Genomic DNA, 16125 nt, shown 5'->3' on the forward strand with positions numbered 1-16125 from the left:
CTGTCTTACCAATTCCTATTTCTTACAGCAGCCTCCGCAGCCCCCGCAATCCGGTCCCATGATTTTATCATCATAACAGTAATCCTCTACAGAAGTAAGAAGGGTGATTGCCTGAGCGGAAATTCCTTCTCCGCTTCCGGTAAAGCCAAGCCCCTCTTCTGTAGTCGCCTTTACATTCACTTTTCCCACCGGCAGATTAAGGGCATCTGCAATGTTCTTAATCATCTGGGGCCGAAAGGGCAGAAGCTTTGGATTCTGAGCAATGACCGTAGCATCAATGTTCTCAACAATATAGCCCTTCTCTTCCAGAAGTCCTGCTGCCAGCTTTAACAGTTCAATGCTGGAAATGCCTTTATACTGAGGGTCGTTATCCGGGTAATGTTCTCCGATATCCCCTAATGCGGCCGCGCCAAACAGTGCGTCAATCACCGCATGGGTCAGTACATCTGCATCCGAATGGCCCAAAAGCCCTTTTTCATAGGGAATTTTAACGCCCCCGATAATTAAATCTCTTCCTTCTACTAATTTATGAACATCATATCCCTGTCCAATTCTCATAATTTATCCTTTCTTCTATATATATACAAACATTGCTACACAATCACCCGCAATTTTTTACTGATACAGCGAATCTGTACATCCTTTTGGCAAAAACAGCTTTCTCCGTCGGCATGAACCGCCATAGGGTGCTCCATGTGAACCGCAATTTCTTCACAGGTATAGAATCGAATCCCCGTATTCGAGGATTTTCTGCCTAAAAGGGAACAGGCAAGAACCGGAATCAGCTTCCGCTTCTTTCTGTTATTCATCATACAGACCGTGAGTTTCCCGTCTTCAAAGCTGGCGTCCGGGGCAAACTTAAATCCCCCGCCCTCATAGGGATGAATATGGGCAGATATAAAATACACGTGGTTAAATTCCACTTTTTGAACACCATCCAAAAGAATATATCCCTTTGACGGCTTCGCCAGGGCCAGCTGTTTTATTCCCACCAGGAGATAAGCCAGGCGCCCGATATGGAGCTTATGGAGCAGCCCCCTGGTTTTTGAAAATAAAATGTTATGGCAAACAGCCGCATCCATTCCGATGCCGGCACTTACGATGAACCGCCTGTGGGAGATTTCTCCTTCTCCATAAGTCAGTACTCCATAATCCATCAGCTTATAATATTTTGGTTGAAGGATCTTTTTCAAACACCGGACCGGATTTCTCGGCAGTTTTAAGCTTCTTGCCAGATCATTACCTGATCCGGCAGGAATATACCCTAATGTAATAGAACCACAAAAGGAAAGTCCATCTAAGATCTCGTTCACTGTTCCGTCTCCGCCTACTGCGACGATAACATTGGATTCCCTGCAGCCGCTCGTAAGCTCACTGGCAAAGATTCTGGCATCTCCCGGCCTTTCTGTTAAGAAAGCCTGATACTCCACTCCGGAAGTTCTTAACACCTCTTCCAGCTTTCTCCATATAATTTGTCCACGTCCGCAGCGTGAGTTGGGGTTTACAATAAAATTGTACATGGAATCCCTCCGCTTTTTGCTATTTGTTAGTATATCATAAAACGGCAGAAATGAATATAAAAAAAATGGAAATAGGCTGCCGCCTCCGGCGCAAGAGTCCAAAAAAAGACTCTTTTTCTAAAAGAAAAAACCCTGTAATCAAAGGATTACAGGGTCTTAAGTAGCGGAAGGGAGATTCGAACTCTCGACACCACGGGTATGAACCGTGTGCTCTAGCCAACTGAGCTATTCCGCCATATAAAATTGTGTGATAAATAAGTTTTATTTATCAGTGGGACCTACAGGGCTCGAACCTGTGACCCTCTGCTTGTAAGGCAGATGCTCTCCCAGCTGAGCTAAGATCCCAGTGCTTGTCCGGACGTTTGTTTATCTCTCGTTCCCGACTGCTTCATTAGTATAATATGAATTGTATCAATTGTCAACACTTTTTTGTCAATTTTTTTCCTTTTTCCCATGTCCCTCTGAAAGCCCTGGAAAAGCAGCCATCCGCGGAAAAAAATACTGCTTCACGGATGGCTTTTTTATTATTCTTTTTTCAAAAATACTGCTTTACTATTGTTTTTATTTTCACGCACTTCCAACTGAACAATACTGTGAACAAATTTGGAAAAAGTGGAATATCCGTAATCCTTAACTTTAAAGTCCGCGAACTTCCGGTGCATGCCATTGCCCAGCGCAGCAAGCTCCATACCATTTTTTCCGCTGCCTTTGACTAACTTTACCGCATAATCATCAAGCTCCTGCCGTTTTGTGCGGTTATCCTTCATGCGGACAGTTACCACATTATTGGATTTTCTCAGTTCAAAGCTGTCCATCTCTTCCAGAAACTTTGACAAAGAGCTGTAACCATAGTTTCTTACATCAAAATCAGAATATTTTTTCACAAGACGGTTGCCGATCTCACCCAGTCCGGTCGCCTTGTTCTTATCGTCATTTTCCAAGATAATGGATGCAATATCCTGTTCAATTACCTCTTTTCCAATAGCTCCTCCACCGGTTCCTTCTTCATCCTGATCAAGAAGCACTTCCAAATTAGTGAAAACCGTACAGGCAGCACGGAAAGATTTGGGAGTTTTTTCTTCTCCCATACCAATGACTTCTTTTCCTGATTCCCGAAGCCTGCTGGCAAGACGGGTAAAGTCGCTGTCACTGGATACGATACAAAACCCATCCACATGATCTGTATAAAGCAGGTCCATCGCATCAATAATCAGTGCTGAATCCGTAGCATTCTTTCCAACAGTATTGGAAAACTGCTGAATGGGAGTGATGGAATTTTCCAATAGCTCCATCTTCCATTTCCCCATCTGGGCGCTTGTCCAATCACCGTAAATCCTTTTGTAGGTAATGACACCATATCGGGTCATCTCATCCAGGATACATGTAATATACTTGGCTGAAATATTATCAGAATCAATTAATACTGCAAACTTTTTGTCACTCAAACCTATGCTCTCCCGTCTTAAATTGTTTTTCCATATTCTGTCTTTTCCCTTGTAATCTATTTTATTATATTTCATTTTTCCATTTATTACAATAACATCGCAGTGGTTAATATGGGAGAATTTTTATAAGGTTTTTTTCTTTCTTATGTTCATAATAAAAAGGAACGATCAATGATAGAACTGAAAGGAGTGTTATTATGAATTCATGTAATTCATGCGGAAGCGATACAACAAAAGGAATTCCTGCAACACCGACGCAGTCGGTTCAGCTTGCAATTGCAACTGTGCCTATGCAGCCCTGGGAACAGCCATATGACCCGGCAGCAGCTTTAAAAAACGGGACCATATTCCCGAGCCTTAATCTCCCATTCTATATTACGGGAGGTGATTTATAATGGCAGACCGCAACAGTCTTTTAAAACAGATTACAGAAATCAGTTTTACCGTCAATGATCTGAATTTATATTTAGATACTCATCCTGTGGATCAGGAGGCGCTGACTGCATTTAAACAAGCCATGGAACAGAGAAAGCAGCTCTTAAAAAACTACGCAGAAAATTTTGAACCGCTCACCATGGACTGTGTCTGCCCGGACACCAATAACAAAAATGACAGTAACACAAAATACCCTGGACAGAAGCATTTCACCTGGGGCGATGGCCCGCTGCCATGGGAAGGAGGTAATATATAATGTGGAGTTATGAAAAAAGACTGCAGTTTCCAGTAAATATTAAAGAAACATGCCCTAAAACTGCATCACTGGTCATCAGCCAGTTTGGTGGCCCTGATGGTGAATTAGCAGCTTCTATGCGGTATCTTTCCCAAAGATACACCATGCCATGCAAAGAAGTGGGAGGACTTTTGACTGATATCGGTACAGAAGAATTAGGCCATCTTGAGATGATCTGTTCCATTATCTATCAGCTGACAAAAAACCTGTCGGCGGAACAGGCAAAAACAGCCGGATTTGATGCGTATTACATTGATCATACCACGGCGCTCTGGCCCACTGCTGCTGCAGGAGTTCCTTTTAATGCCTGTGAATTCCAGTCAAAAGGTGATGCAATCGCAGATTTAATTGAAGATCTTGCCGCAGAACAAAAGGCAAGAACCACTTATGACAACTTGATCCGTATCATTACAGATCCAGACGTAAGAGAACCTCTGAAATTCCTTCGGGCAAGAGAAGTCGTCCACTTCCAGAGATTTGGTGAAGCACTTGAAAAAATCAAATCTGATCTGGATGCAAAGAACTTCTATTATTTCAACCCGGAATTTGACAAACAATTTGTCAAGAAACCTGTACAGTAAATGAATTAATATCAGTCATAGAAAAAAGGCCGGAACAGGAACTCCTGTATTTCCGGCCTTTCTTCAATATTAATATTATTTCTGTTCCTCATAACTGTATTTTAACAATTCGTATATCTCATCCGTAACTGGATCGTCCTTATAATATCCATCAAGAAGACTTATGATTTTCGCAGCAAACTCCGACGGAACCGGAAGATCTTTCACTGCTGCATGAAAATCCTCTTTCATCTGGCTTACCATGTCCCTTTTTTCCGGAATGGACAGTCCAAAGAGCTTGTAGAGCATTCCCATAGCCGCACAGGCCTCATTGGGTGAAGTCAGTGGTGCATTTTCAAATCTGGTTTTAATTTCTACCGCCTGTTTGTTGATGTAAAATATCATAGAGCAATTCCTTATACATTTTTAACTTGTGCGATGTCAATAAGAGTCAGTTCATTAGCCCGGTTTTCCATACTGGTTACCAGGGCTGCTGCCGTGTCCAGAGAAGTAAGAACCGTCACGCCGGTTTCAATGGCATTTCTGCGGATCGTAAATCCATCCCTGCTTCTGTCTGCTCCCTGGGGCGGCGTATCAATGACCAGGTCGATCTCATGACCGAGGATCAGGTCCAGCAGATTCGGAGACTCCTGCTCCAGTTTCCGCACCATAAGGGCTTTTACACCATTTTCATTTAATACTTTAGCCGTTCCTGAGGTGGAGAATATCTTATATCCCTGTGCCTGGAACCTTCTGGCAATTTCAATGATTTCTTCCTTGTCGGAATCCTTTACGGTAATGATCATATTCTTATGCTTTGGCAGTTTGATGCCTGCTCCTGCAAAGGCTTTGTAAAGGGCTTCATTAAAGGTTCTTGCGATTCCAAGACATTCTCCGGTGGATTTCATCTCCGGTCCCAGATTAATATCTGCCCCGCGGATCTTCTCAAAGGAGAACACCGGCATCTTTACGGCAATATAATCTGCCTCTGGCTGCAATCCCGGTTCATAACCAAGTTCCTTAATGGTATGACCGCAGATTACCTGGGTCGCCAGAGGAACGATAGGAATTCCGGTCACTTTGCTGATGTATGGCACCGTACGGGAAGAACGTGGATTTACTTCAATGACATATACGTCTTTTCCGCTTACAATGAACTGAATGTTGATCATACCCTTTACATGAAGGGCTCTTGCCAGTCTTCTGGTGTATTCTACCAGCACTTCCTTGACTTCCTCATCAATACTCTGGGCCGGATAGACAGAAATACTGTCACCGGAGTGGACTCCGGCACGCTCGATGTGCTCCATAATGCCCGGAATCAAGATATCCTGGCCGTCGCAGACTGCGTCGACTTCAATTTCTTTTCCCATAATATATTTGTCTACCAGGATCGGGTGTTCCTGAGCGATCTGATTGATAATTCCAATAAATTCGTCCACATCCTGATCGGAAATCGCAATCTGCATTCCCTGGCCCCCAAGTACATAGGAAGGTCTTACTAAGACAGGATAACCAAGCTGGTTTGCAACCTTCTTCGCTTCTTCCGCTGTAAATACGGTCTGTCCGGCTGGTCTTGGAATCTGGCATTCCTCCAGGATCTTATCAAAAAGCTCCCGGTCCTCTGCTGCATCTACATCCTCTGCTGCAGTTCCAAGAATGGGGACGCCCATCTTCATCAGAGCCTCTGTCAGCTTGATGGCAGTTTGTCCGCCGAACTGTACCACGGCTCCGTCCGGCTTTTCGATGTCCACAATGCTCTCCACATCTTCCGGGGTAAGAGGCTCGAAATACAGTTTATCTGCAATGTCAAAGTCCGTACTTACGGTCTCAGGGTTGTTATTGACAATGATTGTCTCATATCCTTCCCGGCTAAAGCTCCAGGTGCTGTGAACGGAACAGAAATCAAATTCAATTCCCTGTCCGATACGGATAGGACCGGAACCGAGAACCAGAACTTTCTTTCTTCCTGAAGTCTGAATGGCTTCATTCTCACTTCCAAAACAGGAGTAATAATAAGGTGTTTCTGCAGCAAACTCAGCCGCGCAGGTATCTACCATCTTAAATGCTGCTGTAATGCCGTTGTCTTTTCTTTTTTGATGAATCTCTTCTGCAGAGATTCCGGTCAGTCTGGAAATTACTGTATCCGGGAATTCCAGACGTTTTGCTTCCTTTAACAGTTCAGCAGTCAGAGGGCCTTGTTTCAAAGCCTCTTCCATCTCCACGAGAATGGCCAGCTTGTCAATGAACCACACATCGACCTTTGTGATCTCGTGAATCGTCTCATAAGAAAAACCTCTTCTGATTGCCTCTGCAATGACCCAGATTCTTCTGTCATCAATAAGGTGAAGGGTTTCTGTCAGTTCTTCATCCGTAAGGCCCGTAAAGTCATAAGACAGAAGGCTGTCTACATGCTGTTCCAGAGAGCGAATTGCTTTCATAAGACCGCCTTCAAAGCTGGTGCAGATACTCATGACCTCGCCGGTGGCTTTCATCTGGGTTCCCAGAGTTCTCTTTGCACTTAAAAATTTATCAAAAGGAAGACGGGGCATCTTCACCACACAGTAATCCAGCATGGGTTCAAAGCTTGCATACGTCTTTTTCGTTACCGCATTCTTAATCTCATCAAGCGTATATCCTAAGGCAATCTTTGCTGCAACCTTTGCGATCGGGTAGCCGGTAGCTTTTGATGCAAGGGCAGAAGAACGGCTTACCCGGGGGTTTACCTCTATTACACAGTATTCAAAACTGTTCGGGTGAAGGGCATACTGTACATTACAGCCGCCTGTAATTCCCAGCTCGCTGATGATCTTTAATGCAGAAGTCCGCAGCATCTGGTATTCTTTGTCTCCAAGCGTCTGAGACGGTGCAACTACGATACTGTCTCCGGTATGGACGCCCACCGGATCAATATTTTCCATATTACATACGGTGATCACATTACCGGCACCGTCGCGCATCACTTCATACTCAATTTCTTTCCAGCCTGCAATGCAGCGTTCCACCAGGACCTGCCCCACACGGGATAAACGAAGTCCGTTCTCAAGAATCTCACGGCACTGGGCTGGATTCTCAGCAATACCGCCGCCGGAACCTCCCAGAGTGTAAGCAGGACGAAGAACAATTGGATAGCCGATCTCTTCTGCGATCCGGAGTCCGTCTTCCACATTCTCAACGATATCAGAAGGAGCAACCGGTTCTCCGATTTTTTCCATGGTTTCCTTAAACATCTCACGGTCTTCTGCTTTTTTAATGGTAAGAGCCGTAGTTCCGATGAGGCGGACATTATGCTTTTCCAAAAAGCCGTTATCGGCAAGCTCCATGGCAAGGTTTAATCCAGCCTGACCGCCCAGAGTCGGAAGGACACTGTCCGGTTTTTCTTTTAAGATAAGCTGCTCCACCACTTCAACCGTCAAAGGCTCGATATATACTTTATCTGCAATATCCTTATCCGTCATGATGGTAGCAGGATTGGAGTTTAACAAAACAACCTCTACGCCTTCCTCTTTTAAGGAGCGGCAGGCCTGGGTCCCGGCATAATCAAATTCTGCTGCCTGGCCGATGATGATCGGGCCGGAGCCAAGAACGAGTACTTTTTTTATATCCTGAATCTTCGGCATTATTTTCCCTCCTCCATCATATTTAAAAACCGGTCAAATAAGTAGCTGGAATCCTGTGGTCCCGGACAGGCTTCCGGATGATACTGTACGGTAAATATGTTCTTATTGGTATACTTTAATCCCTCATTGGTCCCGTCATTGACATTAACGAATGCAGGAACTGCAACTGCCGGGTCCACAGTGGCTTCATCAACCACATAACCGTGATTCTGGGAGGAAATGTACACACGTCCGGTTTCCAGATCTTTTACCGGATGGTTTCCGCCGCGGTGTCCATACTTTAATTTATGAGTATCCGCTCCTGTTGCAAGTGCCATGAGCTGATGTCCGAGACAGATCGCAAAAATGGGAACATTGGATTCATACAGCTTTTTTATCTCAGCAATGATTTCCGTGCACTCCTTGGGATCACCAGGTCCGTTGGAAAGCATGATGCCGTCAAACCCTCCGGAAAGTATTTCTTCTGCTTTTGTGCCTGCCGGATATACGGTTACTTCACAGCCTCTTTCATGTAAGGAGCGTGCGATATTCTTCTTTGCCCCTAAATCAAGAAGAGCGACCTTCTTTCCGCTGCCGGGAAGGACATACTTTTCTCTGCAAGTGGTTGCCTTTACCACACCGGTAACAGAATATTTTTTCATACGTGAAATGACGTCATCAAGATCAAAACCTTCATTGGTTGTAATCATGCCGTTCATTGTACCTTTTTCTCTTAATATTTTTGTTAGGGCTCTCGTATCGATACCACTGATACCTGGAATGTCGTTTTCTTTTAAGAAATGCTGAATGGTATCCTCGCATCTAAAATTGCTGGGGATTCTAGATAATTCTCTGACAATGTAGCCATCCGGCCACGGTTTTAATGATTCCATATCTTCCTGACAAATTCCGTAATTACCAATTAACGGATAAGTCATCACAACTGCCTGCCCCGCGTAAGAGGGGTCGGTAAGAACTTCTAAATATCCCGTCATGGAAGTATTGAATACAATCTCGCTTATAACCTCCCGTGTGGAACCAATGCTTGTCCCTGTGAACACAGTACCGTCTTCCAGTATTAAAAAAGCTTTCATACGCAAAGTCCCAATCCTTTCTTAATGCTATGGTTATCAGGCTGACTGATATCAGCCCAAATTGAATAGATTATACATTATCCTGTGACATTTTTCAACCATTTTCTTCGCATTTCTTTTTTCTTTTTTTATTCATGTTTTTTGAATATTCCAGATATTTCTTAAATTAATTTGTATAATTATGCAATCCATCTCTGGTATTATATTCAAAGGTATACTTTCCGGTCAATTCGGAAAAAATATGACTGAGGTGATAAATATGATTGATAACAGCGATCTTCCAATTGGATTCACCATGGAACTTGCACAGCACTCCGACATTCTCAACCGATTTGCAGGCCTTTCCGAATCTGAGAGAAATGCCATCATAGAGGGTGCAAGAGATATTAACAGCCGTCAGGAAATGCGCAATTACGTGGAATCCATGTTTTATGAACCAAAATCGTCCTTTTTCTAAAGAGTTCCCCGGAGAATCGATTTTTTTATGATTCTCCGGGGGGCTTTTGTAATCATTCCCCCTGCCCTGTAATATATTTATAATAATCATTCCATTAAGGGGCATTCTATGAATCCATACATGACAGCCAGAGCACAGGAAACCAGTGCAACCGGCTCTCTCCTTGTAAATGTTGTTTCCAATGAAAACAACTTTCCCATTCAGGATGCAGAAATTTCCGTTTCCTATACCGGAGACCCGGAAAGCACATTGGAACAGCTTGTTACCAACTCTTCCGGGCAAACGGAGCAGGTAAGCCTTTCTGCACCTCCAGTAGACTTAAGCCTGGCTCCCAGCCTCATTCAGCCCTACTCTCAATACACACTGATGGTTCGCGCCCAGGGATTTGAACCGGTTGCCATCTCCGGTACGGAAATCCTTGCAGACACCCTGGCACTCCAGCCGGTGCGGATGGTTCCTATCGCAGATGAAGTATCTCCCGATGTCCCAATTGTTATCCCGGACCACACGCTTTATGGAGAATATCCTCCAAAAATAGCAGAAGCAGAGGTAAAGCCTGTTGCGGAAACAGGGGAAATTGTACTTAGTCAGGTGGTGGTGCCTCAGACCATTATCGTTCATGACGGAGTTCCTACAGACCCAACGGCACCAAATTATTACGTACCTTACGGAGACTACATTAAAAATGTCGCTTCCAGTGAAATTTATGCCACCTGGCCCAGAGAAACCATCATTGCCAACGTTCTTGCTATTATGAGCTTCACTTTGAACCGGGTCTATACCGAATGGTACCGTAATCAGGGATATGATTTTACCATCACCTCTTCCACTGCTTTTGACCATAAGTGGATCTACGGGCGCAACATCTATGAAAGCATTTCCCAGGTAGTTGATGAAATCTTCAACAGCTATTTATCCCGTCCAGGTATCCGGCAGCCAATTCTCACCCAGTACTGCGACGGCCAGCGGGTAAGCTGTCCGAACTGGATGTCCCAATGGGGAAGCTGCGACTTAGGGGAACAGGGCTACACCGCCATCCAGATTCTCCGGAACTATTATGGAAGCGATATATACATCAATACGGCAGAACAGGTTTCCGGGGTTCCTTCTTCGTTCCCGGGTTATAACCTGACCATTGGCGCAAGCGGAGATAAGGTCCGGCAGGTACAGGAGCAGTTAGATACTATTGCCGGAGTCTATACGGCAATTCCACGAATCACCGCTGACGGTATCTTTGGCCCGGATACGGAAGAAGCCGTCCGCCAGTTCCAGACTATTTTCAAACTACCTGTCACAGGGATCATCGATTTTGCCACCTGGTACCGGATTTCCCACATCTATGTCGGCATTACCCGTATCGCCGAATATTCGTAAAAAACATATTATCTCTAATAAAATAAGGAAAGACCTCTCAAATGCAGTTGTGAAACTTCTGTCTGCATTTGAGGAGCCTTTCCTCCTTTTATGAAGATCCGTATTGGCACACTGGCAATCACCCTTCTCCGCCTAATAAATCAGCAGCTACATAGCCCAAAAGAGCCAGTGCGATCCCTCCCAGCAGTTCATATAACGCAACACTTTTCCATGAAACGTCCCACAGAATCACAAAGGGGGAAGAAAATACCAGACCGGTCACGATCCGGTACATCTGGCACTCATGGCGGATCAAGAGCCGTTCTACTGCTCTGGCAAATAAAAACACACCGGTCACCATTCCGGCAAAATACGGAGCCAGTACCATAACATTAAAAAAAAGTGTGGGAAAATCCAGAACAGATAACGCTCTGATGCATGCATTATTGGCCTGAAGAATGGGTTCGTAAAACCCCAGCATCATCATGATCATAGAACCGCTGACTCCTGGCACGATCATCGTTGCTGCTGCCACAAGGCCGATCAAAAACAGGATGAGGAACCAGAACCTTCCGGAAGAAAGATAATCGGCTCCGGTTGCCAGATTCATTGCATCACCGCTTCTGCCGGAAGCAATCGCCGTTTCTGCCACGAAGGTAATGAAGACCACCAGACAACAGGTGACCACTGTCGTAAAAATCCCCTTCTTCCAGTCCGAGTGCTCCTTTGAAAAGGATTTCCGGAATAAGGTGGGAAGCCCTCCGCCGATCAATCCTAAAAATGACAGTTTCGTTTGAAGCGGATATGTATGAAAAAGATATTCAAAAACCAGAGAAAGAAAAATAATACCTGCGACCGCTCCGATTCCATATGGAAGAAGAATCCGTATGCTTTTCACCGGTTCCTTAAAAAGCCGGTTCACCGCATGAATGATCTTATCGTACACTCCCATGGTAATGGCGAGCATCCCTCCGCTGATGCCGGGAAGTATGTTGGCCACGCCTATGATGACACCTTTTAAAAGCTCGCTGATATACTTCAAAAAATTCCTCCTGAATTCGGTAGTATATCATATCCTATGCTTTTTTTACAGCTTCTAATACATCTTTTACCTGACTGAGCCTGTAATCCGCAAGGCTCTGGTCAAATCCGTACCGCTCATCAATGATCGCGGCAATCTTCATTCCTGCTCTGTATGCAGCCGTAATTCCAATGGTGGAATCCTCCACCGCAAGACATTCTTTTGGAGCAAGGCCAAGACATGCGGCGGTATGAAGATAAATTTCCGGATCAGGTTTGCTCCTTTTAAACTGGCTGCCGCTGATCACCTGTTCAAAATATGACCGGATTCCGTTTTCCTTAAGCACCCGCTCCACCAGTTCTAAATGGGTGGAGGAGGCAAGAGCCAGCCGGTATCCGTCTGCTTTTAACTGTGAAAGGACCTCCGTAGCTTCCAAACGGTACAGCTTTTTGTAATCAATCGTCTGATAAATGTCTTTTTTCCGGAATTCATCTCTTAATTCTTCCCAGGTTTGTCCATTGTCCACTGCCCGTTCCAAAACCTCCCAGGAATCCTTTTTTGTGGCTCCTACCATAGGATAAAGCTGCTCCATTTTTACATCCGGGTTCTTGGTTCTTGCAAATTCCAGCTGATATTCCAGATAAACGCCTTCGCTGTCGATCAAAACTCCATCCATATCAAATATAACTGCCTGAATCATGTTGTCTCTCCTTCTTCCGTCTTTCTGATTCAGACATTAAGGGAACGGGCGGCTTTTGTCAAGCATAAAAACGTAAAAAGCCGCAGGGGCGGGGCTTTTTTAAGCCTGCGTCCCGGCGACCCATAAATTTCAGTATACAGCCGGCCTTTTCACCATAAATGTATTATATCCATACCTTCTGAGCGCCTGTTCCATACGAACTGCATTATCGATGTTACGGAATGCACCTACCCGAACCTTATAAAGGCCGTCTTCCAGAACAACAAAAGCAGGGAATGACTGTGCCTTTAATTCATTGAGCTGGGCTTCTGCCAGAGAGCGGACCCGGAAAGCTCCGGTCTGAACCTGATAATATTCAGTCTGAGTCTCTTCCTGCTCCTGAATGGTTTTTATTATACTATCAGCGATTGCCTTTGCAATCGCATCAAAATTCTGGTCAAACAGGTAATTATCTGCTTCATTGTCTATAAACCCTGCTTCTATCAGAACCGCCGGCACCTTTGTCCTTCTAAGAACTACCAGACCCGGGCGTTCAATGATTCCCAAATCGGTAAATCCTGTTTCGCTTAAGGCTTCCATAATGTTTTTAGCCAGCATTGACTGAATTCCTTTATCTTCAAACACAAGGACTTCTGCTCCGGAACCGGCACCAGGAACTGGCATTGCATTGCGGTGTATGGAAACAAAAAAGTCTGCTTCTGCATCATTTCCCATCATGGCTTTCTCAAGAGGTGTATTGTAGGTATCGTCAGCTCTGGTATATCTGACATCTACTCCGCCGTCTGCAAGAACCTTCCCTACGGCCAGCGCAAGCTTCAGGTTATCATCCTTTTCCTGCCGCCCGTTATAGGTTGCACCCGGATCTGCGCCGCCGTGTCCGGCATCTATTACTACGATCTGTCTCTCAGCCAAAAGAAAAACTCCTTTCACATACCTCTATTCTATAACGTATGTGAAAGATGTTTCTCCGGTACCACTTTTTGCATAAAATTTATTCTTTTTCTCCCAATTCCGCCATAACGTCCACGCCTCTGGGTCCTACAGGAGTAGAAAATACGATCTGAGTATTGGTTTTTCCGTATTTTTGAAGCTGTCCGATGAAAACATCAAGTTCCATAGTGCTTTGAAAGGCCACTTTTATCAGCATGGAATAATCTCCAGTCACACAGTTGCACTCCAGCACGTTGGGTATGGATTCCATATAGGAATAAAACTGTATTTTATCCATAGGAGAGACATCCAGATTTACAAATGCCGTGATATGATATCCAAGCTTCATGGGGTCTACCTGTGCATGATATCCTGTGATGATTTTCTCTCTCTCCAGCTTCTCGATTCTGGAGGAAACTGCTGGCGAAGACAAAAAGGTATATTCTGCTATATTCTTTAAGGACGCCCGGGCATTTTTCTGCAGGGTCTGTACTATTTTCTTATCGATGTCGTCCATATCTTCCTCCTTGAAATAAAAAAAGCGCCAGTACTACCTAAGTACTGAACGCTTTTGTTCTTACAAATTAAGCTGCAATCTTATAAATCTTTCTTACACTTAATAATATAGAATTATCAAATAGTTGTCAACCTTTATTTTCTTAGGGAAGGCATTTTTTTGAGTCTTTCAATAGCCTCCACGGTATTTTCGTAGGTTCCGAATGCAGTCAGACGGAAGTATCCTTCTCCGCTCGGTCCAAATCCGCTTCCAGGAGTTCCAACTACGCTTGCTTCCTCAAGAAGAAGGTCAAAAAACTCCCAGGAAGTCATGCCCCCCGGCACCTTTAACCAGATATAAGGAGCGTTTACTCCTCCGTAAACTTCACAGCCTGCCTCTTTTAATCCGTCATAGATGACTTTTGCATTTCTCATGTAATAAGCCACCTGATCCTTTAACTGTGCTTTCCCTTTTTCGGAATAAACGGCCAATCCCGCTTTCTGGATGATGTACGGAGCACCGTTAAATTTGGTTCCGTGACGTCTTGCCCACAGAGAATGAAGAGACACACCGCCTCTGACCAGTTCCTTTGGAATTACAGTAAAGCCCAGACGGACTCCGGTAAAGCCTGCATTCTTTGAGAAAGAGCGGAATTCAATGGCACAGGTCTTTGCGCCCTCGATCTCATAAATGGTATGGGGAACATCGTCTTCTGCAATATAAGCCTCATAAGCGGCATCATAAAGAATTACCGCACCGGTCTGATTGGCATAGTCCACCCATACCTTTAACTGCTCCCTGGTCAGGGTAGTACCGGTCGGATTGTTTGGCACACACAGATAGATTAAGTCTGGTGTCTTTTCCGGAAGCTCCGGAACAAATTTATTCTCTGCCGTACATGGCATATAGATGACATTGCTCCACTTTCCGGTAACTTCATCGTATTCACCGGTTCTTCCTGCCATAACATTGGAATCCACATATACAGGATACACCGGATCACAAACAGCTATGGTACAGTTCTCATCAAAAATTTCCTGAATGTTTCCGCAGTCGCTCTTTGCTCCGTCAGAAACGAAGATCTCATCTGCCCCGATCTGGCATCCTCTGGAAATATAATCCGAATCTGCAATGGTCTCTCTTAAAAATGAATAGCCAAGGTCCGGTGCATAGCCATGGAAGGTCTCTGCATTCCCCATCTCATCAACAGCACCATGGAGAGCCTCGATAATGGCCGGTGCCAAAGGCTGGGTAACATCACCGATGCCCAGTCTTATGACCTTTTTATCGGGATTTGCTTCTATGTAAGCGTTTACCTTTTTTGCAATTGTAGAAAACAAATAGCTTCCCGGAAGCTTTAAATAATTTTCATTGATCTTTACCATAGTATCCTCCTGTATTGTCTTATAGATTTTTTATGTCGAATTCTCCCTGAAACACTTCAACTGCCGGACCGGTCATGAACACATGGCCGCTTCCGTCCCTGTCCCAGTGTATGGTCAAATTACCGCCTTTTAATTCTACCTCTACCGTATTCTCCGTGCGTCCGCTCAGTGCAGAAGCCACTGCACTGGCAGTTGCCCCTGTCCCGCAGGCCCAGGTCTCCCCGCTGCCCCGTTCCCAGACTCTCATCCGGATGTAGTTTTTATTTATAACTTCAATGAACTCGGAATTGGTTCTTTCCGGGAACCGCTCATGATTTTCAAAAGCCGGACCAATGGATTCTAAATCCAGTTCATCAATGCGGTCCATATAGTATACCGCATGAGGATTCCCCACCGAGATCCCTATAAATTCGTAATCAGTGCCGGAAACACAGATCGGTTCCGGCAGCTTGCTGGTCACTTCCGGTATTCCCATGTCAACAGTAACTTTTACTGCTCTGCCGTCTTCTTCCGTAACCTTCAAGTGCTTGATACCAGCCTCTGTTTCCACGTCAAATTCTGTCTTTTCCACCATATGGTGGTCGAATACGTATTTCCCCACACAGCGGATTCCGTTGCCGCACATTGCGCTTTCCGATCCGTCTGCATTAAACATGCGCATCCGACAGTCTGCTGTCTTTGAAGGACAGATAAGAATCAGGCCGTCAGACCCGATTCCAAAGTGTCGGTCGCTGACCTTTTTAGACAGCTCCGACGGATTCTTTACCGTCTCTTCAAAACAATTGATATAAACATAATCGTTGCCGATTCCCTGCATCTTTGTAAATTTCATTTT

Annotated in this window: 17 protein-coding genes and 2 tRNA genes; 5 read left to right on the plus strand and 14 right to left on the minus strand. The window is 44.8% G+C overall.

Features of this window, described 5'->3' with window-relative positions; genetic code table 11:
- Positions 1–15: 15 nt before the first annotated feature.
- The 5 genes from ispF to ACLTWA_RS05215 form a co-directional block, all read right to left on the minus strand.
- Positions 16–558 carry a 2-C-methyl-D-erythritol 2,4-cyclodiphosphate synthase gene (ispF, locus tag ACLTWA_RS05195; protein ID WP_412326507.1) on the minus strand — a complete coding sequence of 181 codons (543 nt, stop codon included), beginning with the start codon at positions 556–558 and terminating at the stop codon, positions 16–18.
- Positions 559–593: 35 nt separating this feature from the next.
- Positions 594–1520, minus strand: a complete 927-nt coding sequence (locus tag ACLTWA_RS05200; protein ID WP_412326508.1) for a diacylglycerol/lipid kinase family protein — start codon at positions 1518–1520, stop codon at positions 594–596.
- A 161-nt stretch (positions 1521–1681) separates the two neighbouring features.
- Positions 1682–1755 (minus strand) — tRNA-Met (locus tag ACLTWA_RS05205).
- Positions 1756–1792: 37 nt separating this feature from the next.
- Positions 1793–1865 (minus strand) — tRNA-Val (locus ACLTWA_RS05210).
- Between the two features lie 179 nt (positions 1866–2044).
- A complete protein-coding gene (locus ACLTWA_RS05215; RefSeq protein ID WP_412326509.1) occupies positions 2045–2965 on the minus strand; it encodes an NYN domain-containing protein in 921 nt (306 codons plus the stop codon).
- A 197-nt stretch (positions 2966–3162) separates the two neighbouring features.
- On the opposite strand from ACLTWA_RS05215, the gene ACLTWA_RS05220 reads away from it, so the two are divergent.
- Genes ACLTWA_RS05220 through ACLTWA_RS05230 form a run of 3 tightly spaced genes read left to right on the plus strand, consistent with a single transcriptional unit; the run spans position 3163 to position 4276 of the window.
- A complete protein-coding gene (locus tag ACLTWA_RS05220) occupies positions 3163–3360 on the plus strand; it encodes a spore coat associated protein CotJA (RefSeq protein WP_412326510.1) in 198 nt (65 codons plus the stop codon).
- Positions 3360–3656: a spore coat protein CotJB gene (locus ACLTWA_RS05225; protein ID WP_412326512.1), complete on the plus strand. Its 297-nt coding sequence runs from the start codon at positions 3360–3362 to the stop codon at positions 3654–3656. Before ACLTWA_RS05220 ends, ACLTWA_RS05225 begins: the two co-directional genes overlap by 1 nt.
- A complete protein-coding gene (locus ACLTWA_RS05230; protein ID WP_412326514.1) occupies positions 3656–4276 on the plus strand; it encodes a manganese catalase family protein in 621 nt (206 codons plus the stop codon). Before ACLTWA_RS05225 ends, ACLTWA_RS05230 begins: the two co-directional genes overlap by 1 nt.
- A gap of 75 nt (positions 4277–4351) precedes the next feature.
- On the opposite strand, the gene ACLTWA_RS05235 is transcribed toward ACLTWA_RS05230, so the two are convergent.
- Genes ACLTWA_RS05235 through ACLTWA_RS05245 form a run of 3 tightly spaced genes read right to left on the minus strand, consistent with a single transcriptional unit; the run spans position 4352 to position 8948 of the window.
- The gene (locus ACLTWA_RS05235; protein ID WP_412326515.1) at positions 4352–4660 is read right to left on the minus strand and encodes a DUF3837 family protein; all 309 of its coding nucleotides are present in this window, start codon (positions 4658–4660) and stop codon (positions 4352–4354) included.
- An 11-nt stretch (positions 4661–4671) separates the two neighbouring features.
- Positions 4672–7875, minus strand: a complete 3204-nt coding sequence (carB, locus tag ACLTWA_RS05240; protein ID WP_412326516.1) for a carbamoyl-phosphate synthase large subunit — start codon at positions 7873–7875, stop codon at positions 4672–4674.
- A complete protein-coding gene (locus ACLTWA_RS05245; protein ID WP_412326517.1) occupies positions 7875–8948 on the minus strand; it encodes a carbamoyl phosphate synthase small subunit in 1074 nt (357 codons plus the stop codon). Before ACLTWA_RS05245 ends, carB begins: the two co-directional genes overlap by 1 nt.
- 259 nt (positions 8949–9207) lie before the next feature.
- Here ACLTWA_RS05245 and ACLTWA_RS05250 point away from each other — a divergent pair, with 259 nt between their 5' ends.
- On the plus strand, positions 9208–9405 hold the full coding sequence (locus tag ACLTWA_RS05250; protein ID WP_412326519.1) for a hypothetical protein: 198 nt from the start codon (positions 9208–9210) through the stop codon (positions 9403–9405).
- A gap of 108 nt (positions 9406–9513) precedes the next feature.
- Positions 9514–10779, plus strand: coding sequence for a peptidoglycan-binding protein (locus ACLTWA_RS05255; RefSeq protein WP_412326520.1), 1266 nt, complete (start codon positions 9514–9516; stop codon positions 10777–10779).
- Positions 10780–10897: 118 nt separating this feature from the next.
- Here ACLTWA_RS05255 and ACLTWA_RS05260 read toward each other — a convergent pair whose 3' ends face one another.
- The 6 genes from ACLTWA_RS05260 to dapF form a co-directional block, all read right to left on the minus strand.
- A complete protein-coding gene (locus ACLTWA_RS05260; protein WP_412326521.1) occupies positions 10898–11800 on the minus strand; it encodes a DUF368 domain-containing protein in 903 nt (300 codons plus the stop codon).
- A gap of 34 nt (positions 11801–11834) precedes the next feature.
- Positions 11835–12479 (minus strand): HAD family hydrolase, encoded by a 645-nt coding sequence (locus ACLTWA_RS05265; RefSeq protein WP_412326522.1) that lies wholly within the window; start codon positions 12477–12479, stop codon positions 11835–11837.
- A 129-nt stretch (positions 12480–12608) separates the two neighbouring features.
- Positions 12609–13391, minus strand: coding sequence for an N-acetylmuramoyl-L-alanine amidase (locus tag ACLTWA_RS05270; protein ID WP_412326523.1), 783 nt, complete (start codon positions 13389–13391; stop codon positions 12609–12611).
- Between the two features lie 79 nt (positions 13392–13470).
- Entirely contained in the window at positions 13471–13926 is a 456-nt protein-coding gene (locus tag ACLTWA_RS05275) for an Lrp/AsnC family transcriptional regulator (RefSeq protein WP_412326524.1), read from the minus strand.
- A 134-nt stretch (positions 13927–14060) separates the two neighbouring features.
- Positions 14061–15290: an LL-diaminopimelate aminotransferase gene (locus ACLTWA_RS05280; protein WP_412326525.1), complete on the minus strand. Its 1230-nt coding sequence runs from the start codon at positions 15288–15290 to the stop codon at positions 14061–14063.
- A 19-nt stretch (positions 15291–15309) separates the two neighbouring features.
- Positions 15310–16122 (minus strand): diaminopimelate epimerase, encoded by an 813-nt coding sequence (dapF, locus tag ACLTWA_RS05285; protein ID WP_412326526.1) that lies wholly within the window; start codon positions 16120–16122, stop codon positions 15310–15312.
- Positions 16123–16125 lie beyond the last annotated feature (3 nt).

The organism is Lacrimispora sp. (assembly GCF_046972725.1).
GTDB lineage: Bacteria > Bacillota > Clostridia > Lachnospirales > Lachnospiraceae > Lacrimispora.

Coding starts and splice junctions, on each gene's coding strand:
- ispF (WP_412326507.1), bottom strand. CDS start 558: ATGAGAATTGGACAGGGATATGATGTTCATAAATTAGTAGAAGGAAGA.
- ACLTWA_RS05200 (WP_412326508.1), bottom strand. CDS start 1,520: ATGTACAATTTTATTGTAAACCCCAACTCACGCTGCGGACGTGGACAA.
- ACLTWA_RS05220 (WP_412326510.1), top strand. CDS start 3,163: ATGAATTCATGTAATTCATGCGGAAGCGATACAACAAAAGGAATTCCT.
- ACLTWA_RS05225 (WP_412326512.1), top strand. CDS start 3,360: ATGGCAGACCGCAACAGTCTTTTAAAACAGATTACAGAAATCAGTTTT.
- ACLTWA_RS05230 (WP_412326514.1), top strand. CDS start 3,656: ATGTGGAGTTATGAAAAAAGACTGCAGTTTCCAGTAAATATTAAAGAA.
- ACLTWA_RS05235 (WP_412326515.1), bottom strand. CDS start 4,660: ATGATATTTTACATCAACAAACAGGCGGTAGAAATTAAAACCAGATTT.
- carB (WP_412326516.1), bottom strand. CDS start 7,875: ATGCCGAAGATTCAGGATATAAAAAAAGTACTCGTTCTTGGCTCCGGC.
- ACLTWA_RS05245 (WP_412326517.1), bottom strand. CDS start 8,948: ATGAAAGCTTTTTTAATACTGGAAGACGGTACTGTGTTCACAGGGACA.
- ACLTWA_RS05250 (WP_412326519.1), top strand. CDS start 9,208: ATGATTGATAACAGCGATCTTCCAATTGGATTCACCATGGAACTTGCA.
- ACLTWA_RS05255 (WP_412326520.1), top strand. CDS start 9,514: ATGAATCCATACATGACAGCCAGAGCACAGGAAACCAGTGCAACCGGC.
- ACLTWA_RS05265 (WP_412326522.1), bottom strand. CDS start 12,479: ATGATTCAGGCAGTTATATTTGATATGGATGGAGTTTTGATCGACAGC.
- ACLTWA_RS05275 (WP_412326524.1), bottom strand. CDS start 13,926: ATGGACGACATCGATAAGAAAATAGTACAGACCCTGCAGAAAAATGCC.
- ACLTWA_RS05280 (WP_412326525.1), bottom strand. CDS start 15,290: ATGGTAAAGATCAATGAAAATTATTTAAAGCTTCCGGGAAGCTATTTG.
- dapF (WP_412326526.1), bottom strand. CDS start 16,122: ATGAAATTTACAAAGATGCAGGGAATCGGCAACGATTATGTTTATATC.